Origin of the sequence: Maricurvus nonylphenolicus, assembly GCF_042854845.1 — a bacterium.
GTDB classification, from domain to species: Bacteria; Pseudomonadota; Gammaproteobacteria; order Pseudomonadales; family Cellvibrionaceae; genus Maricurvus; species Maricurvus nonylphenolicus.
Genome location: NZ_AP031498.1, coordinates 2,584,836 through 2,607,299, shown reverse-complemented (window position 1 = coordinate 2,607,299; position 22,464 = coordinate 2,584,836). Strand labels below are relative to the sequence as shown.

The following is a 22,464-nucleotide window of genomic DNA, read 5'->3' as shown; positions in this document are numbered from 1 at the left end:
TCAGGACTCCTCCAGTTCCGCGGAGGATTCATCACCAAAAAGAGAACCCTTATCAGTTGCTGCAGCCAGGGAGGCTTCTATTTCTTCCTCTTTAACCGAAGACTCAACAACATCGTCAACCATTTCACCTGCATCTGCGATTAAGCTATCAATCACCTCATTGCTGACCAGATTAACAATCATCGGGCGCACTTTAATCCAGCTTTCACCATCCCCCAGATCCGCTTCGGCTCCAAACCGAATGACACGCAGTTGACGCAAACGCTTAAACAACAACTTTCGCTCCTGCTGACTTTCCGGCAGCGATCGCGACAGCAAATTCTTTAAAGATAAAGCCAACGCTTCAATGGATAAGTTAACGCAACCGCCCTCATCAACCTGACCTTCACGTAACGCCTTATCGTATTCGGTGCGCAGACATAAAATCAGAGCCACTTCATTTTGATTAAGTTTGGCCCTGAAGCCACCATTAAACGGGGTATCCGTCTCATCATCGACACCGGGAACACGAGCACCGGGAGGTACCAGGCGCACATATTGAAAACGGGAATCGTGATGTAGGCGTACGCCCATCAGCGCCAAATAGTCATCTACCAGGGACTCAATACGCACATAGCGGTCGTACAGCTCGGCCTCCACCTGACTTTCAGCACGGCACAATACGCCATAATCCAACAGGCGCTGAAGCAGCTCCAGCCAATCGGATTCACGTAGATTTTCAGCAGTTAGCTTCTCAAACAGAACCGCTTGCAAAGTCGACATACTAGAGGCTCTCCTGGAGCTGAGCTTTTAATTCGCTTTTAATCTCAATGACAAATTCATCCCGACGGCCAAAGTATTCATCGTCAAGCAAGCCCACATCGGCAGGCAACCATTGGCGGCCATCATCATCTTCACTCACCGGGCTGACACGAAAGCTGTATTCCGACGATAAGTTCTCTGCCGCACCGACTTCAATGGCATGGGCGACAGACAACAAGTCCCGAGCGGTATTGATAGGAAGGTGACGGGTATTTATGCGGCCAGTCTGGGCCAGAGTTTCAGCTATATACTGACGAATATCGCCGCCCTGAATACTAAAGGCTCTATCCAGCGCTTGCTGGACAAAGATTTCACGACGGGCTGTTTCATCGAGGGCCTTATCCTCGGCGACACGACTCATAACCACCCGCCTACTGGCGCGGGTGCGCAATAGAATCTGCCCCGGATCAATATAACCCAACTGCAAACCGGTTAGGTGTTCTGCTGCGGCAGCAAGACGCTGATCCTGCTCTTGGACGGATTTCTCAGCCAACACTTTACAGGCTGCCAGGGCATCATCATCCCCCTGGGCATGAATATAGCTAAGCTGGCGCATAATAATATCGGCGCGCTGGGTAAAACTATTGAGGGATTTTCGCAACGCCGGCAACATGCCCTCGCAGGCACTACGCAGACGATCCTCAATCCCCTGCAACAGATTTTCGAGAATAGACTGCCCATCGACGACACGATTGGGCATCAGACGCCGTAAACGCAGTTCCATGACCGCGCGCCAGTCCATATCCTTTTCGTCACCGACACCGTATTTGCGTTTGCGGCGAATTTGCTTGATCAGTGATGCAATTTGATCGCGGTACTTTTCGACGCTATCCGCCGACAATCGCACCTCCAGATCCGGTTTGAAGGTGTTCTCCATAAACTCAAAAAATTCATCGGTGGCCTGTTGCACCAACTGACGCGCCTCAACCTCTTTCACCAGCTGACGCTTGCGATCTTCCAGCTCCGAGATCACATCGGTAAAATCACTGATAATCCGCTCCGAATACTCATAGGCATCGAGCAGGTCATAGATTTCTCCCTGTTCATAAAAGGCCTGTAAGCTGTTACGCGTATTGCGGGTGTTGCGGTTACGGGTACGAAAACGGGAACTGTCAGTATCGACAAAAGGCTGGGTGAACATGCGCCCAACTTTGCTGAAGGCATAGGAACTTTGCAGCGTGGCTTCATCCACCTGCTTTTCCAGCCAGCCGTGTTCCAGCAGGCTGTTGAGGATAAAACCGGCTAACTCACGCTGATTTTTAAATCTGCCCTCCTCTTCACCTTCCGCGCTATCGGTTTCAATAACCGGGGCGCGAGCAATGGCCTCAAGGAAGATATCTACGATCTGGTCGCGATTGCGCACATGACCAAAATCGGTTAAATCTGTGTATAAGCGTTGATACAGCAGGCGCAGACATTCAACAAACACTTCCCGGTATTTGCCGGTAAGTGGCCGAAAAAAATGCTGTCGAGAATCAGAGAAAAACATGCAGTTACTGAATCGTGGTATTTATTATTATCTACCTTCCATGGCAGTCAGTATTTATAGGTAAAAAGCCGTTACTCGTACAAACAATGACGAGCAAAGTCCTGAGTCGTTTGCTCCGTCCATTGGCTGTTCGGGGTTTCCACCATGGCATCACACCAGGCTTCACTGCCAACGGTGGTTACGGCATTTTGCTGTTCATCAGTAGCGGCAATCATATTCAGCCCCATCATTATCAATAAACAACCGACTAACAGCAGACACAACAGGGCCAAATATTTATTCATACTACGCTAATTACTTGAAGACACAGTGTTTGGCAAAATCCTTTGCTTCATTGGCAGTCCAGTCGCCTTTGGGTTTTTCTTTCATATTGGCACACCAGGCGTCACTGCCGACCTCAGGTGCACAGGCAGTAAGCAATAGAATCATGGTGCTAATAGAAAATAATTTTTTCATGGTATTCCTTATCCGTGACTGAAGTTTAAGCGTTTAACCATTCTGCCAGCTGCTCGGCATAATAGGTAATTATCAGGTCACAACCGGCACGTTTAAAGGCAACCATGGTTTCCATCACAATGGCCTTTTCGTCAATTACGCCTGCGGCGGCACCGGCCTTTATCATGGCGTACTCACCACTCACATGGTATACCGCCAGCGGACGATCTGAGTGTTTACGGATATCGGCAATTACATCCAGATACGCCAAGCCAGGCTTAACCATTAAAATGTCAGCGCCTTCCAACTCATCCTGCATGGACTCTGCCAAGGCTTCACGGCCATTGGCGTGATCCATCTGATAGCTGTCACGGGTACCTTTAAAATTACTGTCCACCGCATCACGGAAAGGACCGTAAAACGCTGACGCAAATTTAGTTGAATAGGACATCACCGGAATATGTGAGAAGCCGCCATCATCCAGCGCTTCACGGATAGCGGCGATCATGCCATCCATCATGCCTGATGGTGCGATCAAGTCCACGCCGGCACGGGCTGCGACCAACACCTGCTTCTGCAGATTCTCTAAAGTAGCGTCATTAACCACGTCATTGTCATGGGTGACACCACAGTGGCCATGTACCGTGTACTCGCAGAAACAGTTATCACTGGCAACCAGCATTTCTGGCTGTGCCTGTTTAGCGGTGCGAATCATACGGGCCATCAAGCCATCATCATTCCAGGTGTCACTACCACAATCGTCTTTATGGGTTGAGACACCAAACAGCAGTACGGCCTTAATCCCTTTAGACCAGGCACGCTGAACGACTTCAGCCAACTGGGATTCCGGATAACGCACAACCCTCGGCATGGACTCAATTGCGACGGGTTCAGTAATTTCTTCTTCAACAAAAATCGGCAGAATGAAATCATTGGCCGACAAATTGTTCTCCCGCACCAGATCACGCAACACAGGTGTGCGGCGTAAACGGCGAAAACGAAATTCGGGGGTTATGGTCATGTGTTTTCCTTAATCTCTATTTAGCCACGACGCCACGTTGTACCCTGCGGACTATCTTCCAGCACGACACCCTGCTCTACCAACTGGTCACGAATCTCATCAGCGCGGCCCCAGTTTTTGTCAGCTTTAGCCTGAATGCGTTCGGCAATTAACGCTTCTACATCTTCAGCGCTGATCTCATCACCACTGCCCGCTTTCAGAAACGCTTCCGCATCTCCCTGCAGGATACCAAAAATTGCGCCAATACCTTTAAGCTGACCGGCCAATTCAGTCGCCTGCTCAATATCGCCTTCTTTCGTAGCGGTATTTAAGGTGCGAACCAAATCGAACATAGCGGCCAATGCTTCACTGGTATTAAAGTCATCATTCATGGCTGCAACAAAGCGCTCGTAAAAATGCGTACCTTTCAACGCATCAACAGTCCAAGCCTCAACCTCACCGTATTCACGTAGAGATTGATAGAATCGCTCCAGGCCCGCCTTGGCTTCAATAAGATTATCTTCGGCATAGTTGATCGGGCTGCGGTAGTGGCGGCTGATTAACAAATAACGCACCACTTCCGGCTGGTACTTTTCCAGTACATCACGGATGGTAAAGAAGTTACCCAGCGACTTGGACATTTTCTCGCCATCAACACGCACAGCACCGGCATGCATCCAGTAATTTACATAAGCACAACCGTTAGCGGCTTCACTTTGAGCAATTTCGTTTTCGTGATGAGGGAATGGCAAGTCAGGCCCACCACCGTGGATATCAAAGTTGCTGCCACAGCAGGATTTGCTCATCGCTGAACATTCAATATGCCAGCCTGGACGACCATCTCCCCACGGGGAATCCCAGGATACTTCACCTTCTTTGGCAGACTTCCACAGAGCAAAATCACGGGGGTCTTCTTTGACATCACCGACTTCAATACGGGCACCGGCTTTTAACTCTTCTGGATTTTTGCCCGACAGTTTGCCGTACCCTTCGAACTTATCGACACGGTAGTAGACATCACCATTACTGGCTTCATAGGCAAAACCTTTATCAACCAAGGTTTGTACCATTTCGATAATACCGTCGATATGCGATGTTGCACGGGGCTCCTGATCCGGAGGCAATACGCCTAACTGCTCCTGATCTTCATGCATCGCCGTAATAAAACGGTCGGTCAAATCGGTATAAACTTCACCGTTTTCATTGGCGCGATTTAATATCTTGTCGTCAATATCGGTGATATTGCGCACATAATTAACATCCCAGCCCTGCGAGCGCAGGTAACGGGTAATCACATCAAAAGATACCAGCACACGGGCATGACCAATATGGCAATAGTCGTAGACGGTCATGCCGCAGACGTACATATTGACCTTGCCTTCGTGAATGGGCTTAAAGATTTCTTTTTTGCGTGTCAGGGTGTTGTACAGTGTAAAGCTCATAGTGTTTTCCGCGAATGTCCGATTTTCTTCGGGCATCATGCATTACTTTTTCCAGTTATCTTTGAGGCCAATGGTACGGTTAAAGACCAGCTTATCGTCGGAGGAATATTTGCTATCCAGGCAGAAGTAACCTTCTCGCTCAAACTGATAGCTTTGCTCCGCTCTAGCATTCACCAAACCTTTTTCAGCCTTACAACCAGAGATAATTTGCAGGGACTCCGGATTCAGGGCATCCAGGAAATTCTTATCACCTGCATCTGGCGCTTCATCGTTAAACAGGCGATCGTATAAACGTACTTCACAATCAACACAGTCATTGGCATCAACCCAATGGATCACGCCGCGAGGCTTAATGCCTTCCGGCGGATTCTCGCCTACAGTTTTAGGTACCAGAGTTGCAACAATCTCTGTTGGCTCACCATTTTCGTCCGTAATCACCGCGTCGGCTTTGATCACATAGGAACCACGCAAGCGAACGTATTCACCCAGTACCAGACGTTTAAACTTCTTACGCGACAGCGTTGTGTCTTCCGAAAAATCAGCGCGATCGATATAGATTTCGCGACTGAACGGCAACTCACGCTCGCCCAGCTCTTCCTTGTTCGGGTGAACCGGCTGAACCATGGTCTTTTTGGTTTCAGGCTTAACATTCTCAATGGTCACCTTCAGCGGGTTAATCACACACATCGCACGCGGTGCATTGTTATTCAGATCGTCACGTACACAGTATTCGAGCTGACCCACATCGATGGTGCTGCCCGACTTGGTAACACCGATCATTTCGCAGAAGTTGCGCAGTGAAGCTGGTGAATAGCCTCGGCGACGCATACCAGAAATGGTTGGCATACGTGGATCATCCCAGCCATCGACGTGATTCTCGTCAACCAGCTGCTTCAGCTTACGCTTGGAAGTTACCGTATAGTTCAGTTCCAGGCGGGCAAACTCGTACTGACGAGGTTTGCTCGGTACTGGCAGGTTTTCAATAAACCACTCATACAACGGACGGTGATCGGCAAACTCCAGAGTACAGATCGAATGGCTAATGCCTTCGATAGCATCTTCCTGACCATGGGCAAAATCGTAAGTCGGGTAGATACACCACTTATCACCGGTTTGGTGATGAGCCTGTTTACGAATCCGGTACAGCATCGGATCACGCATATTCATATTCGGGCTGGCCATGTCGATCTTGGCACGCAGCACACAGGCACCTTCGTCGTATTCACCGGCACGCATCTTTTCAAACTCGGCCAGGTTTTCCTCGACTGAGCGGTTACGATACGGACTGTCTTTACCCGGCTTGGTAGCCCAACCACGGTATTCCTTGGTTTCTTCCGGCGACAGATGGCAGACATAAGCCTTACCTTCACGAATCAGGTGCAGCGCCCACTCGTAGAACTGATCGAAGTAACTGGAGGCATAACGCACATCGCCGGCCCATTCAAAGCCCAGCCACTCAACATCCCGCTTGATGGATTCAACATATTCCATCTCTTCTTTTTCGGGGTTGGTGTCGTCAAAGCGCAGGTTACACTGACCACCAAAGGTCTGCGCCAAACCGAAGTTCAGACAAATAGACTTGGCGTGGCCGATATGCAGGTAGCCATTGGGCTCCGGCGGGAATCGGGTAACAACGTTGCTATGCACTCCTTCGTCCAGATCTTTCTTGATGATCTGCTCGATAAAGTTCAGCGGACGACTTTCAGATGCGGCTTTCTCGGACAATGTCTTGTCTTCCTCGGTCTCTGTATGAGATTCATGTAAGCCCTTCCCTATCACCAGTCCAGGGAGGGCCGCTGAGGTATTTCCCAGCGAACGGCAAAAGGCGTATTATAGCCGCCTCGGGTTGCTCTAAGCACCTATAAACTAAAGATTTTTTACCGTTCTTCTCCACCTATCTGGTCAGATTTTATTCGAGAAGAGCTACAGGAGCCTGCCATGATCACGCTACACACCTCTTTTGGTGACATCAAACTGGAACTGGACTTTGAAAAAGCCCCAAAAACTGCTGCCAATTTCAAGCAGTACTGTGAAGAAGGCCAGTACGAAGGCACCATTTTCCACCGCGTAATTGACGGTTTTATGGTCCAGGGCGGCGGTATGGATGCCGACATGAACGAGAAAGAGACCCGCGATCCCGTTGAAAACGAAGCCGACAATGGCCTGAAAAACGAGACTGGTACCATCGCTATGGCCCGCACCATGGATCCACACTCCGCCTCTGCTCAGTTTTTCATCAACGTGAAAGACAATGATTTCCTCAACCACACTGCCAAGAACTCTCAGGGCTGGGGTTACTGCGTATTCGGTAAAGTTGTTGAAGGTATGGACGTGGTTAACCAAATCAAAGGCGTGCGCACCGGCAACGCAGGCTTCCACCAGGATGTCCCTGTTGAGCCAATCACCATCGATAAGGTGACCGTAGAAGGTTAATCGCCCCCTATGACCACCCTCTTTATCTCAGATTTGCATCTGGATGAATCACGCCCGGCTATCACCCGGGCGTTTTTCGATTTCCTTGACCAAAAAGCCGCCAATGCGGATGCCCTTTATATTTTGGGTGACTTCTTTGAAGTCTGGGTCGGCGACGATGATGACGCCCCCTTTAACCGTGAGATCGTTGAACGCCTGAGCCAACTGCAGATTCCACTCTACTTTATGGTCGGCAATCGCGACTTTTTGGTCGGCGAGCAATTTAGCCGCGAAACAGGCGCAACCCTGCTAACTGACCCCAGTATTGTTGATCTTTACGGCACACCAGTGCTGCTCATGCACGGCGACAGCCTGTGTACCAGCGATACCGAATATATGGCTTTCCGCCAGCAGGCCCGATCCCCACAATGGCAAGAGGCCCTGCTATCCAAACCGCTTGCAGAGCGCCGTGCCATCGCCAAACAACTGCGCGAGCAAAGCAAATCCATGAACAGCCTCAAGGCGGAAGACATCATGGATGTAACGCCCGATGAGGTCGTTAAGGTTATGACTGAGGCCAAAGTCACCACCCTGATTCATGGCCACACCCACCGCCCAGATCGCCATCCACTGGAGATCGAAGGACAAGCAGCAGAACGCATCGTCCTGGGTGACTGGTGCAAAAAGCTTTGGTGGATTGAAGCCTCCAGCGATGGCATCGAGCTGTGCCAACAGGATATCCAGGAATAGACTTCTGTGGCAGAAGAGTATCGGTTCAAGCCTGTTGGCATTATCCAATCTCCCTATAAAGAGAAGTTTGCCGTCCCCCGCCAACCGGGCCTGGTAACAGCAGCCGAAGCTTCCCTTATTCTATCGGGTGACTGTAACCGCGAAGAGATCCTCCGTGGCATTGAGGATTTCTCCCACCTGTGGCTGACCTTTGTTTTCCATAAGGTGGCGGATCAGGGCTGGAAACCCACGGTTCGCCCCCCTCGTCTGGGCGGCAATCAACGCCTCGGAGTATTTGCTACACGAAGCCCCTTCCGCCCCAACCCCATTGGGCTTTCTGTTGTAAAGCTTGAGGGCGTGACCAAGAAGGGAAACCAGTGGCAGCTGGAGCTAAGCGGCATAGACCTGGTGGATGGGACCCCCATTTTGGATATCAAACCCTATATCCCCTATGCCGACGCATTACCGGAGGCACAAGGCGGCTTTGCCGATTCCGCCCCCGGCACACCCATTCCGGTGACTTTCAGCAATAAAGCCCAGGCTCAGATCGCCGAAAACAGCCAGACCTATCCTTCCCTGCAACAATTGATTAGCCAGATCATCAGCCAGCAACCACAGCCAGCCTACCAAAAGGCCGGTGCTGAACCTAGGCGTTACGGCATGGCGCTGTATGATTTCAATATAGAATGGATAAACTCAGGTAATGACTTTCACGTCATCAATATCGAAAAAGTATTAAAATAGCCCTTCAGATACCTTCTATCTCCATATACTCGTCTTTATACTGCCAGTAACCCACAAACTGTGTGGGCACACTATAAAAACAACAAAACACCAGGCATCCGTTTGATTGCAGTAATCACCACGATTTTGCTGGCGCTATTTTTCAGCCAGCCTCTTGATAGTTTTGCTCAGCATGTTCCGGCGACACCAAACGCCAAAACCATGCAATTCGTCTGCACAGGCAAACCCCATGAAGCGGGCTATAAATATGTCGAGAAGATTTATCGGCGCGCTTTTGCCAAGCTGGGCTATCAATTTTCAATGCGCCATGCGACAAAAGAAGATGCCATAAATCTGCTTCGCAGTGAAAGCGTCGACGGCGATTGCGGCCGCGTTGCTCACTTTTCAGAGCTAAGTGGCTTAACTAACACCCAGTCAATCCCCCACGCTTATCGCATGGTGGAGTTTTCCTCCTGGGCCAAAGCAGACCACCAACTTCCTTCATCCAGAAAAGACCAAGTCATTGGCTACAACAGTAACGCCCTTTTTATACCCACTTACCTCGAAAGCATGGGCTACAAGAAAATCCAAGGCTTTAATAACACTGACTCCATGATACAAGCATTAGTCGATGGTGATATTGACCTGCTAATGCATTACCACGTTGGCATGCCGAAACTTAAAGAGTCTCCCTATGCTAAAAAAGTGGTATACCACAACCATATACTTTCTGTTCCTTTGCACGGCCTGCTGCTAAAAAAACACCAACACCTGCTTAGGGATCTATCAGATATTATTGCCCGGCAGACCACTACATCGCCCTTCAAGGCCACCCAGGCCCCAAATCAACCTCCTAAAACGAACCTAAAGCCCCTGAAGTTTTCCTGCGCCATCCCCAGTTCGAACCTTTACTTTAAGGTGGTTGGCGACACGTTAAACCAGGCGTTTAATACCATGGGTTATCACATAACCCTGCAGAGCATATCTCGCGGCAGAGAAATAGCCGAACTAAAGAACGGGAATATGGACGGCAGCTGCGGCCGCACCAATTTCTTTGCCAATAATATGCAAGAGTATGTCACCAAACTGGATGTCCCACTGACGAAGAACCGTTTTCAGGTTTGGAGCACTACCCCTGAAGCTGAAATCAATAGCATCCATGATTTCCCACCGCAGAGCAGCTTGGCCGTTGTTCGAGGCACCATCTCGGTAAACCAAAAAGTGAGGCAATACCTGCCCATCGTTAAACAAGTCAACTCCGCTCACACCGGCCTACAATTATTAGCTGCAGGCGAGGTGGACTTCTATGTCGATATTATTCAATCAGCCGGCCCATCGCTTCAACACCTCAACTCGCAAGTACCCATTTATTTAAGCGGAAGCATCCACGGTGCCCCGGTATACCCCATGCTGCACCGTAAACATATTTACCTACAAAAGCAGGCAACAGAACTTTTACGAAAGCAATTAGAGTCTTCCAATGAAGATCATTTGATACACTATTGACGTTGAATACACTATGCGGAAAGTCCAACTAACGCACAGACAGCTGACCAACTTCATACAGGCTTTTACCGTTATAGCCACCTGCGTGCTATCGATAAATGCCTATGCAACCCAGCTCAAGCCGCTTAATTTTTCCTGCTTAAGCACATCTTCGATGCCCGACTATCAATATATTGAAAGCATTATTAATCCAGCGCTTAAGCAACAGGGCTACAACCTAACGATCACCCCCTACACAAATCAGGAAGCGGTAACCAAGTTAAAAAACCAAAGCCTGGATGGTGATTGCGGCAGACCTGGCTTCTTTACCAAACGCTTCGACCTCAACCTTATTCAAATAAAGCCAGCATTTAGAAATGCCATATTGGGTATTTGGGCACCTAAAAACACTAACAACAAAGCCTCATCGCCAGAACAGCTCCGAATTGGTTATGTCAAAAATGCCCTTTTATTTGCAGAGGCTGCGAAGCAAGCGGGCTATAAGCACCTGATTAAATACGATTCTTTAATCGGCATCATCGAAGCCATTCAACAAGGTGAAATTGATAGCGTTGTCACCTACCAAGCCGCCATATATCCGCACAGCCAAAAACTTGGTCTGGTAAAAATCAAACAACTGGCAGTCTTTCCAATCTACCTCTATCTACAACCCAAACTGGCCCACTTGTCAGAACCTCTGGCACAGGCCATAGGACAACGTAAGCAACACAAACCCTATATCCTCAATGACAATGAGCCTCTTCCTCAAACCGGCGATCGCGAACTTCTCTTCGGCTGTAGCGTTTCAAAAAACAGTCGCGTCTTTAAAATTGCAGACAAATTCTACAGCAAGATATTTGCCAATCTGGGTTACACACTGACGATGGTGGCCCTACCTAGAGCGAGAGAAATTGCCGAACTCAACAAAGGTGTACTGGATGGCACTTGCGCTCGTGGAGACCACACGCCATTTAACCAGAATGATCAACTGCGAAAGCTAAATACACCAATCGCATCGGTGACTTACGAGATTATAGCCACCAAACCTCAAGCGCCCATGCATCAGTATTCAGATATTCCTACCGACAAACGCGTAGCTTTTGTCAGGGGCTCTCCTATTGTTGATGACATACTGAGCTATCACCCGGCTCACAACCGCATCCCCGTCACCAATGTCGCTATTGGTATGAAAATGCTGGCAGCAAATCGTGTCGATTTTTTTATGGAAATCTATGAGTCCTACTCAGAGGTCCTGGAAAATGAGAGCTTTTCGGCTTCGTTCTTTAGCGTATCGAATTTTAGCCCAATCGCACTTTACCCCTATATCAACAAACGCCACCAGCATCTGAGAGAAGACATAGAAACGGAGATTGCCAACCAACTCGCGAAAGCCGGGCAATTACAACACTTACTGACAGGCGATAAAACCAGTCAGGCAAAGGACCTTAACCCGCAGCAGTGACGGGAATACCAGAATGGAAACGCATCAAGGGGTCAGCACCAAGAATGGCCTGCTTTTCGGTTTCCAGAAAGAACGTCACGCGTTCATCGATAGGCTCATCACTATACGCTTCAGCCAAGGTTAGATAATCCTTAAAGTGGCGAGCCTCAGACTTGAGCAGAGACAAGTAAAACTTCTTCAACTCTTCATCAAGATAAGGTGCCAACTTGGCAAACCGCTCGCAGGAACGCGCCTCGATAATCGAGCCGATAATCAGCGTATCTGTCAGCTTTTCCTTTTGGCCTTTACGGATATGTTGCGCCAACTTGGAGGCATAAGGACTGGCTTTAAGCGCCTGATATTTAATATTGCGCTTTTTCAGAATCTTCAGCACCTGCTCAAAATGCACCAGTTCCTCGCGAGCCAAGCGTGACATTTTATTTAGCAGATCCAATTTATGCGGATGCTTGGCCATCAGCGTCATGGCCGACTGGGCAGCCTTCATCTCATTGGCCGCATGATCAATCAGAATGATATCCAGATGCTGTAAAGCCTCCTGAATCCAGGCATCAGGTGTTTCACATAAGAGATAGGCTTTAATTTCAGGGATATCAGTCATGACAGAAGAATACAGGCAAAAAATAAGGGCGTGAATTATAGCCACAGAACCCGAAGATACAAACAATCGAAAAGAGCTCAAACGGTGGGCTTAAGATTGTGATCCCTTATTGGCTTCATGGACCTTCGGAGGCAGGACGCCGACGCAGAGCGGGCATGGATGCCGAAAAGCGTGTCCGTGAAGCCAATAAGGGGTCGCAATCGCCACGCACTAGTTAAGAAGCAAACGTTACTACGAGTTCAGTACCGAATCGAAATCGTGGCGGACAGAACCCCGCATCCCCTTTAGAAACACGCTTTTCGCCGTCCTGGCCGCTCTGCGTCGGCGTCCTGCCTCCGAAGGTTTCTAAAGGGGATGCGGGATTCTGACCTTAAGCCCAACCAATGGAGCTCGAAAAGAGAACGTCGGCGCTATTACTATGCCTGCTGTAGTAAGCCAGGCGCGATATAACGATCGAAATGGGCGCTCGAAAGCGTAAAGAAATCCTGATCTATAGCGTCCCTCACCTCAACCAACTGACACTTGCCCCACTCCGGCTGTAACTCCAGCCCATATGGCGCAAGATCTTCAATTTGACGGGCACCTGCTTTCAATAGGTCAAACACCCAGCAATGAGGATCACTATCGCGATTGAAACGGATCTGCTGGTGTTCCAGCTGTTCTTTTAGAAGGGCCTCATTCAGCACCTGAATCTTGGCGGCAACCACCTGGCTCAACAGCGTCTCGAGTCGCTTGACGATGGTATAACGCTGCTCATTGCTATAGGCGTTCCAATCGATCACCTCATGTGCAAAACGCTTACAACCACGACAGACGCTGCCCCCCATACCAGTGGAACAAACTCCGACACAAGGTGTACGAACAGGCTTAAAAATCATGTATTCCCCAATACCCAAATCATCCGATGACTGATCTGAGTCAATATGCCCTTTTTATTTGCCGCCATAATAACATGCAAAACTGCCCTTCGAACACGCCAACAACCCATAAGGATTTATCATGGCCGGTGAATTTAAAATTGCAGAAAAAGCTATTCAAGATGCCCTGTCCAGCGCCCAACAGGACCCTGCAATGAGCGAAGATGCCATGGCCCAGGCCCTGCAATCCAGCCTTATCAGCGAGATGTTAAAGCACAGTTCCGCCCAGGATATACGCCAGCGTATCGAGTTCTTACTGGAAAACGCCAACAGCGACTTTATGGTGGTCACCCGCGGCTGCTAATCCCCCTCTCAAGGGGCACTAAATCCCTCTCGAAATGTCATAAAACACTGCTAGTCTTGTATCACGGAGACGCTGATTTGCTCACTATTCGCCCAACTTATAGTGAGTATAAGTAGTTGATTTCCAAGAATTCTTAACTCAAACCAGTGGATCGTGTAGAATGCCTGCCCTGCTAGGGGTATTCCTTGTAGTTTAACTACAAAAGTGTGATTACAAGGCCCACAGTGTCATCGGTGGAGTGCCGCCGATAGCCTTATCTACCAGCGATCCTGGTCTGAGCCATCAACGATGGTGGCGAGCGCCTTCAGCGCCGATGGAAAATCATCAGCGATGATGGCAAGAGATAAGTAACTTACAACAAATAGCCTGCCGTGAGAGGTTCGAATGAGCTTATATTCTGCATACATGGAAGAAATCGAAGTCCGTAAGAAGGACTTGGGTTTGAATCCAAAGCCAATTGATAGCGCCGAGTTGCTGTCTGAAATCATTGCCCAGATTAAGGATACCGGCAATGAGAATCGCGAAGACTCCCTGAAGTTCTTCATCTACAACACTCTCCCAGGCACCACCCCTGCCGCTGGCGTGAAAGCTCAGTTCCTGAAAGACATCGTTCTGGGTCAGGAAACTGTTGCAGAGATCAGCCCTGAGTTCGCGCTTGAGCAGCTGTCTCACATGAAAGGTGGCCCTTCTGTTGAAGTACTGCTGGACATCGCCCTGTCTGACGATGCTCAAGCCGCAGCTGCTGCTGAAGTCCTGAAATCTCAAGTATTCCTGTACGACGCTGATAACGCTCGTCTGGCAGACGCTTTCAAAGCTGGCAATGCCATCGCTAAAGACGTTCTGGAAAGCTACGCCAAGGCTGAGTTCTTCACCAAGCTGGACGATATCCCAGAGAAGATCAACGTTGTTACCTACATCGCCGCTGAAGGTGATATCTCTACTGACTTGCTGTCTCCAGGTAACCAGTCTCACTCCCGTGCTGACCGTGAACTGCACGGCCAGTGCATGATCACCCCGGAAGCTCAGCAAGAAATCGTTGAGCTGGGCAAGAAGCACCCAGACGCCAAGGTGATGCTGATCGCCGAGAAAGGCACCATGGGTGTTGGTTCTTCCCGTATGTCCGGTGTTAACAACGTTGCCCTGTGGGCCGGTAAGCAAGCCAGCCAATACGTTCCGTTCATCAACATCGCACCTGTTGTTGCCGGAACTAACGGTATCGCACCTATCTTCCTGACCACTGTTGGCGTAACCGGCGGTATTGGTCTGGACCTGCAAAACTGGGTGAAGAAAACTGATGCGAACGGCGAAGTTGTTCGTGACGCCAACGGCGACCCAGTACTGGAAGAAGCCTACTCTGTAGCTACCGGTACCGTTCTGACCATCGATACCAAAGCCAAGAAGCTGTACAACGGCGACAAAGAGCTGGTTGACGTAGCGGCTGCTTTCACTCCACAAAAAGTCGAGTTCATGAAAGCTGGCGGTTCTTACGCGGTTGTATTCGGTAAGAAGCTGCAAACATTTGCTGCTGAAACTCTGGGCGTTGAAGCGCCAGTTGTTTACGCACCTTCTAAAGAAATTTCCAACGACGGCCAAGGCCTGACTGCTGTTGAGAAGATCTTCAACCGTAATGCTGTAGGTGTTACTTCCAAGACTCCTCTGCACACCGGTTCTGACGTTCGCGTTAAAGTGAACATCGTAGGTTCCCAGGACACCACTGGTCCTATGACCTGTCAGGAACTGGAAGCCATGGCAGCTTCTACCATCTCCACCAGCGTTGATGGTGCTTACCAGTCCGGTTGTCACACTGCGTCTGTATGGGACAAGAAAGCTCAGTCCAACATTCCTAAGCTGATGTCTTTCATGAACGCTTTCGGTGTTATCACTGCACGTGACCCTAAAGGTGTTTACCACTCAATGACTGACGTTATTCACAAGGTTTTGAATGACATCACCATTGATGACCGCGCTATCATTATCGGCGGTGACTCTCACACCCGTATGTCCAAAGGTGTAGCATTCGGTGCTGACTCCGGTACTGTTGCTCTGGCTCTGGCCACCGGTGAAGCTTCCATGCCTATTCCTGAGTCTGTCAAGGTAACCTTCAAAGGCCACATGAAGCCGCACATGGACTTCCGTGACATCGTACACGCCACTCAAGCGCAAATGCTGAAGCAGTTCGCCGGCGAGAACGTTTTCCAGGGTCGTGTAATCGAAGTACAAATCGGTACCCTGCTGGCTGACCAGGCCTTTACCTTCACCGACTGGACTGCAGAAATGAAGGCTAAAGCCTCTATCTGTATTTCTAACGATGAAACCCTGATCGCCTCTCTGGAGCTGGCCAAGTCCCGCATCCAGATCATGATCGACAAAGGCATGGAAAACGACGCCAATATGCTGCAAGGCCTGATCGACCTGGCCGACAAGCGTATCGCTGAAGTTAAATCTGGCGAAGTTCCTGCGCTGGCTCCGGACAATAACGCCAAGTACTACGCAGAAGTTGTTGTAGACCTGGACGCAATCGACGAGCCAATGATTGCTGACCCAGACGTAAACAACGAAGACATCTCCAAGCGTTACACCCACGATGTGATTCGTCCTACTTCTTACTACGATGGCCGCAAGGTAGACCTGGGCTTCGTTGGTTCCTGTATGGTTCACAAAGGTGATATGCAAATCATCGCTGCCATGCTGCGCAACCTGGAGAAGAAAGGTCCTATCTCTTTCAACGCCCCACTGGTTGTTGCGCCACCTACCTACAACATCGTTGACGAACTGAAAGCCGAAGGCGATTGGGAGCTGCTGGAGAAATACGCTGGTTTCGAATTCTCTGACGAGAACCCGAAAGAAGAAGCGCGTACCCAGTACCAGAACATCATGTATCTGGAGCGCCCTGGATGTAACCTGTGTATGGGTAACCAGGAGAAAGCTGCTCCTGGTGACACCGTTCTGGCCACTTCTACCCGCCTGTTCCAAGGCCGTGTTGTAGAAGACAGCGCTGACAAGAAAGGTGAATCTCTGTTGGGCTCTACCCCGATGGTAGTTCTGTCCTGTATTCTGGGTCGTTTCCCGACTCTGGAAGAGTACAAAGAAGCCGTTGATGGTATCCACCTGACTTCTTTCACTCCTCCTTCGGAAGATCTGGCTGTTGAAGCCGAGCCTGTGAAAATTGTTGGTTAATCGACAACACAGACTCCGAGCTTAAGGCTCAGACGAAAAGCCCCACCACCGAAAGGTTGTGGGGCTTTTTATTTCCCGCCCGGCTTCCCTCCCCCTCCTCAACGGCGACTACTAACAGCTTTCCCCAAGCCCCCCATTACATACTCGTTTGCGGCAAATAGACCTGACTTTGGGGCCGCAAAACAATATCGGAACACCTTACTGAACAACCGCTCAAGCTGGCATGGCTCTGAGTGGAACAGCTTAATACCAACAACTAGACTCCAAACCAAATGAGTCACATAAGAAACACATGATACACATTTGACTCATTTATTGAGATTCGTGGATTGTTAAGAGACCCGATAATAAAAACCTCATATCAAGGATGATTGTAAAAAGGCTGTTATACCTATGTACCTACCCCTACCCATATCCATCCTCCTCACCCGAGTGGTCATTCTGATACCCCTATTCGGCTTGAGCCTTAACGCCAACGCCCATGTTCGCTGGTTCGCCGAAGAACAAGCAAGTACCATTGCCTTTACCTGGCATCCGATATATTTCCTCATTCTTATTGGCGGCACGCTCTACTGCCTATTCTGTTACGGTTTTAACCGAACTGAAGCCGCTATTGCCAAGCGTTACCCCAAGGTATTTAACCTATGGCCAGCACAGCTGCAGTGGCGCCTTATAGCCGTTATGCTGGGAGTTGCGCTGCTCATCAACTGTCTAACCAATGTCTTTCTAGCCCCCAATTTGGCGGCACAGGGATTAAACTCAACCGCCAATATACTTCAGGCGATAGTGGCTGTGAGCTTAATCACTGGCCTGACACCGGTTGTTGGTGGTGCTTGTTTACTGGCATTTATGGCTTACGTAACAGCCATAACTCCCTATCAGCAGACCATCGATTACCTGCCGGAGTTTATTGCTCTTGCCCTGGCGCTCATGCTGTATAAACAAACCCAACTGGCGCTGGCTATCTTGCGTATAGGCCTTGGCCTGCAGCTGATCATCCTGGCTATACACAACAAACTACTGAATCCGGCTTTGGGCCTGGCTTTTCTCGAACAATATCCGTGGAATTTTATGAAAATGCTGGGGGTGCCGGAATTTGGCGATCTTGAGTTTGTCTTTGCCGGTGGCATCGCTGAGCTGTGCTTCGGTTTGATGATCCTGCTCAATTGGTCAACCCGCTTTGCCACCCTGTCGATCACCTTCTTTTTTACTGCGACCGCGTTAATCCTGGGGCTGCATGAGTTGGTTGGACATATTCCTATTATGGCTGTAGCCATCGCTCTGATAAGCCTTGGCGGCGGTAAGCTAGAATTACCCACTCGCCTACGGGATACCGCCTTCAATATCTCCATCAGGCCAAAGCGCATCCATAACAACTGAGAACAGGCAAGGCAGAAACCCTATACATTTTCGTCAGATGGTCGATAAATAGGAGGCTATACTTATGCTTAAATAACATAAACGTGCCTCCTAAGTAGACCTATGACCTCCAACGCCCTGCGATTACGACAAAGGATTCTAATCCCCTCCTTTATCGCCTTTGCTTTAATCGCAGTGTTTGTGGTTGGCAGTGTTGTCCACCAGCAGAACCAACAGCTCAAGCAGGAGATCAAGCACCGGGTCGTTCAAACCAAGAACATCTTTTCTCACAGCCTAAGGAAAGATGCTGAATTCTATACAAGCCTTATCAATAACATCGCCAAGAATAAGCCGTTACAACAAGCATGGCTTAAGCAGGATCGTCAGCAAATTCTGAATATCGCCCAGCAAATCTATGGGCCACTCAACAAACAGCACCGCCTGACTCACTTCTACTTTCACGACAACGACGGCATTAATGTCCTGCGCGTACACGCACCCTTAAGGTATGGCGATAAAATAGACAGACACACCTTTAAGCAGGCGCAAACACAAGGCATGATCAGCTCGGGCATCGAAGTTGGACCTTTTGGCTGGTTTGTACTCAGAGTGGTTAAGCCATGGATCATTAATGGCCAAATAGTCGGCTACCTTGAGATCGGTGAAGAAATTGATCACATAGTGAATGACCAGGCCCGTCATCTTCAGGAAGAGCTAATCATAACCATTCCCAAGGCCCTGCTGAGTAAAGAGCGTTGGGAGATGACCCACCCGAATCCTCGTTTTCCCTGGGACATCCTCCAAAACGAAATTATCTCCTCCAGCAGCCAATTGACACCATCCGTCAAACTACTCAGAGCCATTGCCGACAAAAGCACGCTTGAAAACCGAATTTTCAGTATCGAAGATAAACATTATCAGATTGCCCATACACCACTTAAAGATGCCGCTGGCGGCGACAGCGGCACACTGCATGTTATTATCGATATCTCTGAACAAATCACCCGCCAACGCAATCTCTCCCTGACATTAATCACTGCAGCCGCCGGCATTGGCGGGCTGTTAACCTTAATGTTCTATATGATAGTGATACGCCTCGAACAAGAGCTGCAACACAACTATCAAAAACTAGAAAAAGAAATTGAAGAACGACGCATAGCCCAAGGTGAAGCAACTAAACTTAAAGAAGAACTGGAGCAACGCATTGAAAGTCGAACTGCGCAACTGCAACGACTTAATCACCAGTTAATACAAGACAATGAAAACCATCGCCAAACACAGCTGGCGCTCACGGCCAGCGAAGAGCGTTACCGTACACTGTTTGATGCCTCCGGCATTGCTATGGCGTTATTGGATAGAGACTCCATTACCGAATGTAATGATACGTTTGTTCACATGTTCGGCTATCAATCACACGAAGAGCTTCTCAACAGGAACCCCGCTATTCTCTCACCTGAAATGCAACCCAGCGGTGAGGGCTCAATTCCATTAGCCTTAAATGAGATCAAGAAAGCCGTTAAACTCAAAAGCCATAAATTTGAATGGCTTTTTAAGCGTGCAGATGACACGACCTTTCCAGCCGAAATATCCTTAACCATTGTCAAATACGGTGAAAGAAATTTTATCCATGCCATTGTGCAGGATATTACTGAACGCAAGAAAGCCGAATCCAAAGTCATTCAACATGCTTACTTTGATACCCTGACCGGACTCCCAAACCGCAACCTGTTTATGGATAGGCTGGAACAAGCGCTGGAACATAACAAACGTGCAGGTATTCAGGGCAGTGTATTGTTCGCTGATCTCGACCACTTTAAGAATGTGAACGACTCACTGGGACACGAAAAAGGTGATCTGCTTTTAAAAGAGGTCGCCAAGCGTTTAAGGCAGGCCATTCGCAAAGAAGATACTGTTGCCCGCTTTGGTGGCGATGAGTTTGTTATACTGCTGCCAGACATTCACGAGAATTACGACAAAGCCATTCGCACCACACAGCGCATTGCCGACAAAATCAGCAAGAGCTTTGAGCGCCCCTTTAAGGTAAAACCCTACGAATTCCATCTAACCCCCAGCATTGGAGCCACGCTCTTCCCGGCAGAAAGCGATAACCTGGACGACATCCTTAAACATGCCGATGCCGCGATGTATCAAGCCAAGGCCAGTGGTCGTAATACTGTCAGGTTCTTTGAGCAAAACATGCAGCAGTCCCTCGAACAGCGCCTGCTGATGGAAAAAGATTTACGCCTGGCGCTGAAACGCCAGGAGTTTTCGCTGGTTTTTCAGCCACAAGTAGACAATCAGCAAAAGATCATTGGTGCAGAAACCCTGGTACGCTGGACGCACCCCAAGCGGGGTCCGGTCTCACCTGCTGATTTTATCCCTGTCGCCGAGGAGACGGGACTAATCATACAGCTGGGCAAATGGATTCTCGAAGAATCGCTAAGTTTTCTGCAACGCTTAAGCCAGTCAAAAGCCACAAAAAACGATCTCCACCTGTCGATCAACATCAGCCCGTTACAGTTCAGACAGTCCGACATGGTTGCGGACTTTTCAAATGCACTCTCTGCACGAGAGATCTCACCAGAATTTCTAACACTGGAAATCACTGAAGGCATTCTGATGGACGACATTGCCGACAGTTCAACCAAACTTGAACAGTTAAAAGAGATAGGTTTTCGCGTTTCTATCGATGATTTCGGTACAGGTTATTCATCGCTGGCGTATTTAAAACAACTCAATATTGATGAACTCAAAGTAGACCAATCATTTATACGCGATATCAGCAGCGACCCCAATGACGCAGCCATTGTTGAAGCTATCATTTCGATGTCACACCACCTGGGGCTTCGAGTTGTTGCAGAAGGTGTAGAGGAACACCCACAACTGGTATTTCTCACCCATCAACATTGTGACGCCTTTCAGGGGTATTACTTCTACAAACCCATGGCTGAAGCGGAATTTATTGAAGCACTTAAGAAAACCACCCGTTAGACTTTGAAAAAGGTTTCAATATTGTCTTTTTCCCACATGGCATCCTGATAGCCCAGTTCAATCAACTCATCGGTAAAGGAACGCTCAAACAGTAAATAACTGGTCGCAGCAGAGCCACCACCGCGCGCGGTACCACCGGTCGCATTTAAGAAAAAGCGCATGCTTTTAGGTAAATAGCGAACTTTACGGCCAGCGATTTTATCGAGTTCCTTTGAGGGCGAAATCACCAAAGTATCTACAGGACGCAACGCCATCCCCTGCTCCTGCAACACTTCTTCGGGAATCAGGGTCAACAGCTCATTAACACGCTCAAGATGTTCGATGTCCCCTTCCAGGGCATCAATAAACACACTGTTAAACATATGGCCGATGATTTGTGCCATAGAGGGCGAATGTTTGGCAGGCATACGACGCTTGGTCCACTGCCCCGGGTTGCGGTTACTACTCACACCAATGACAAAGATGCGATCTGCACCCAAGTGCAAAGCGGGACTAATAGGCGCCACCTGACGTACCGCACCATCGCCGTAAAACTCATCACCAATTTTTACCGTCGGAAAAACAGTCGGAATAGCCGAAGAAGCCAACAGGTGTTGGGGGGTTAATTTAGTCGACACGCCGGTTCTACGAAAACGCCGCCAGTCTTCAAGTGCTGGATCACCCTGAAAAAAACTGACTGACTCACCGGAGGTATAACCCATAGCGGTAACGCAGACCGCTTTTAACGAGCCCTCATCGATAGACTGAGTCAGGGTATCGAAGCAGATTTTCTCATTTATGAAATGCAGGAGTGGCTCATTGTCCAATAAAGCAATGGGTTTATCCCGACCAATACCCTGATTAAACAGGGACAAGCCCATACGTGCACCACCTTTGATCATGTCCATCCAGCCGGTGCGAAAAATCCTGTCCATGGAAATATTTTGCCAAATATTCATCAGGTCATCGGCCGCCTCAGTAAAGTGGCCGCTATGACTGGCCAAACTCAAGGCATTGATGGCGCCAGCCGATGTTCCGCAAATCACAGGAAACGGGTTTTGTTCAGTTTTTGGCAGAATCTCATTGAGCGCCTGTAGCACGCCCACCTGATAGGCTGCCCTTGCACCACCACCGGAGAGAATTAATGCGTTTGTGGTCATT

19 protein-coding genes are annotated in these 22,464 nt (G+C 49.1%); 9 read left to right on the top strand and 10 right to left on the bottom strand.

Annotated features, from left to right (window positions below):
• The 7 genes from ACGHZ6_RS11205 to ACGHZ6_RS11175 all read right to left on the bottom strand — a co-directional run bounded on the left by ACGHZ6_RS11205 (nt 1) and on the right by ACGHZ6_RS11175 (nt 6,892).
• Nucleotides 1-762, bottom strand: coding sequence for a DUF4194 domain-containing protein (locus tag ACGHZ6_RS11205; RefSeq protein WP_390618946.1), 762 nt, complete (start codon nt 760-762; stop codon nt 1-3).
• Between the two features lies 1 nt (nt 763).
• On the bottom strand, nt 764-2,290 hold the full coding sequence (locus tag ACGHZ6_RS11200; RefSeq protein ID WP_390618945.1) for a Wadjet anti-phage system protein JetA family protein: 1,527 nt from the start codon (nt 2,288-2,290) through the stop codon (nt 764-766).
• A gap of 71 nt (nt 2,291-2,361) precedes the next feature.
• Nucleotides 2,362-2,574 (bottom strand): DUF3012 domain-containing protein, encoded by a 213-nt coding sequence (locus ACGHZ6_RS11195; RefSeq protein WP_390618944.1) that lies wholly within the window; start codon nt 2,572-2,574, stop codon nt 2,362-2,364.
• A gap of 10 nt (nt 2,575-2,584) precedes the next feature.
• The gene (locus ACGHZ6_RS11190) at nt 2,585-2,746 is read right to left on the bottom strand and encodes a DUF3012 domain-containing protein (RefSeq protein WP_390618943.1); all 162 of its coding nucleotides are present in this window, start codon (nt 2,744-2,746) and stop codon (nt 2,585-2,587) included.
• A gap of 25 nt (nt 2,747-2,771) precedes the next feature.
• Nucleotides 2,772-3,746, bottom strand: coding sequence for a porphobilinogen synthase (gene hemB, locus ACGHZ6_RS11185; protein ID WP_390618942.1), 975 nt, complete (start codon nt 3,744-3,746; stop codon nt 2,772-2,774).
• 20 nt (nt 3,747-3,766) lie between these two features.
• Nucleotides 3,767-5,167, bottom strand: a complete 1,401-nt coding sequence (cysS, locus tag ACGHZ6_RS11180) for a cysteine--tRNA ligase (protein ID WP_390618941.1) — start codon at nt 5,165-5,167, stop codon at nt 3,767-3,769.
• A gap of 42 nt (nt 5,168-5,209) precedes the next feature.
• Nucleotides 5,210-6,892, bottom strand: coding sequence for a glutamine--tRNA ligase/YqeY domain fusion protein (locus ACGHZ6_RS11175; RefSeq protein ID WP_390618940.1), 1,683 nt, complete (start codon nt 6,890-6,892; stop codon nt 5,210-5,212).
• Nucleotides 6,893-7,105: 213 nt separating this feature from the next.
• Here ACGHZ6_RS11175 and ACGHZ6_RS11170 point away from each other — a divergent pair, with 213 nt between their 5' ends.
• The 5 genes from ACGHZ6_RS11170 (at nt 7,106) to ACGHZ6_RS11150 (ending at nt 11,978) form a co-directional block, all read left to right on the top strand.
• Nucleotides 7,106-7,600, top strand: a complete 495-nt coding sequence (locus ACGHZ6_RS11170) for a peptidylprolyl isomerase (protein ID WP_390618939.1) — start codon at nt 7,106-7,108, stop codon at nt 7,598-7,600.
• A gap of 9 nt (nt 7,601-7,609) precedes the next feature.
• Nucleotides 7,610-8,329: a UDP-2,3-diacylglucosamine diphosphatase gene (locus tag ACGHZ6_RS11165; protein ID WP_390618938.1), complete on the top strand. Its 720-nt coding sequence runs from the start codon at nt 7,610-7,612 to the stop codon at nt 8,327-8,329.
• 6 nt (nt 8,330-8,335) lie between these two features.
• The gene (tsaA, locus tag ACGHZ6_RS11160) at nt 8,336-9,052 is read left to right on the top strand and encodes a tRNA (N6-threonylcarbamoyladenosine(37)-N6)-methyltransferase TrmO (RefSeq protein WP_390618937.1); all 717 of its coding nucleotides are present in this window, start codon (nt 8,336-8,338) and stop codon (nt 9,050-9,052) included.
• A 102-nt stretch (nt 9,053-9,154) separates the two neighbouring features.
• Nucleotides 9,155-10,537, top strand: coding sequence for a hypothetical protein (locus ACGHZ6_RS11155; protein ID WP_390618936.1), 1,383 nt, complete (start codon nt 9,155-9,157; stop codon nt 10,535-10,537).
• A gap of 154 nt (nt 10,538-10,691) precedes the next feature.
• A complete protein-coding gene (locus tag ACGHZ6_RS11150; RefSeq protein ID WP_390618935.1) occupies nt 10,692-11,978 on the top strand; it encodes a hypothetical protein in 1,287 nt (428 codons plus the stop codon).
• Here the strand turns inward: ACGHZ6_RS11150 and ACGHZ6_RS11145 are convergent.
• Both ACGHZ6_RS11145 and ACGHZ6_RS11140 read right to left on the bottom strand, forming a co-directional pair.
• Nucleotides 11,962-12,576, bottom strand: a complete 615-nt coding sequence (locus ACGHZ6_RS11145) for a tRNA-(ms[2]io[6]A)-hydroxylase (RefSeq protein ID WP_390618934.1) — start codon at nt 12,574-12,576, stop codon at nt 11,962-11,964. The genes ACGHZ6_RS11150 and ACGHZ6_RS11145 overlap by 17 nt on opposite strands.
• Before the next feature lie 416 nt (nt 12,577-12,992).
• Nucleotides 12,993-13,454, bottom strand: coding sequence for a DUF1289 domain-containing protein (locus ACGHZ6_RS11140; RefSeq protein ID WP_390618933.1), 462 nt, complete (start codon nt 13,452-13,454; stop codon nt 12,993-12,995).
• A 121-nt stretch (nt 13,455-13,575) separates the two neighbouring features.
• Here ACGHZ6_RS11140 and ACGHZ6_RS11135 point away from each other — a divergent pair, with 121 nt between their 5' ends.
• From ACGHZ6_RS11135 to ACGHZ6_RS11120, 4 genes are all read left to right on the top strand, one after another.
• The gene (locus ACGHZ6_RS11135; RefSeq protein WP_390618932.1) at nt 13,576-13,797 is read left to right on the top strand and encodes a hypothetical protein; all 222 of its coding nucleotides are present in this window, start codon (nt 13,576-13,578) and stop codon (nt 13,795-13,797) included.
• 384 nt (nt 13,798-14,181) lie between these two features.
• Nucleotides 14,182-16,974: a bifunctional aconitate hydratase 2/2-methylisocitrate dehydratase gene (locus tag ACGHZ6_RS11130; protein WP_390618931.1), complete on the top strand. Its 2,793-nt coding sequence runs from the start codon at nt 14,182-14,184 to the stop codon at nt 16,972-16,974.
• Between the two features lie 393 nt (nt 16,975-17,367).
• Entirely contained in the window at nt 17,368-18,354 is a 987-nt protein-coding gene (locus tag ACGHZ6_RS11125; protein WP_390618930.1) for a hypothetical protein, read from the top strand.
• Nucleotides 18,355-18,456: 102 nt separating this feature from the next.
• Nucleotides 18,457-21,324 (top strand): EAL domain-containing protein, encoded by a 2,868-nt coding sequence (locus tag ACGHZ6_RS11120; RefSeq protein ID WP_390618929.1) that lies wholly within the window; start codon nt 18,457-18,459, stop codon nt 21,322-21,324.
• On the opposite strand, the gene ACGHZ6_RS11115 is transcribed toward ACGHZ6_RS11120, so the two are convergent.
• Nucleotides 21,321-22,463 carry a patatin-like phospholipase family protein gene (locus ACGHZ6_RS11115; protein ID WP_390618928.1) on the bottom strand — a complete coding sequence of 381 codons (1,143 nt, stop codon included), beginning with the start codon at nt 22,461-22,463 and terminating at the stop codon, nt 21,321-21,323. The genes ACGHZ6_RS11120 and ACGHZ6_RS11115 overlap by 4 nt on opposite strands.
• Between the last annotated feature and the right edge of the window lies 1 nt (nt 22,464).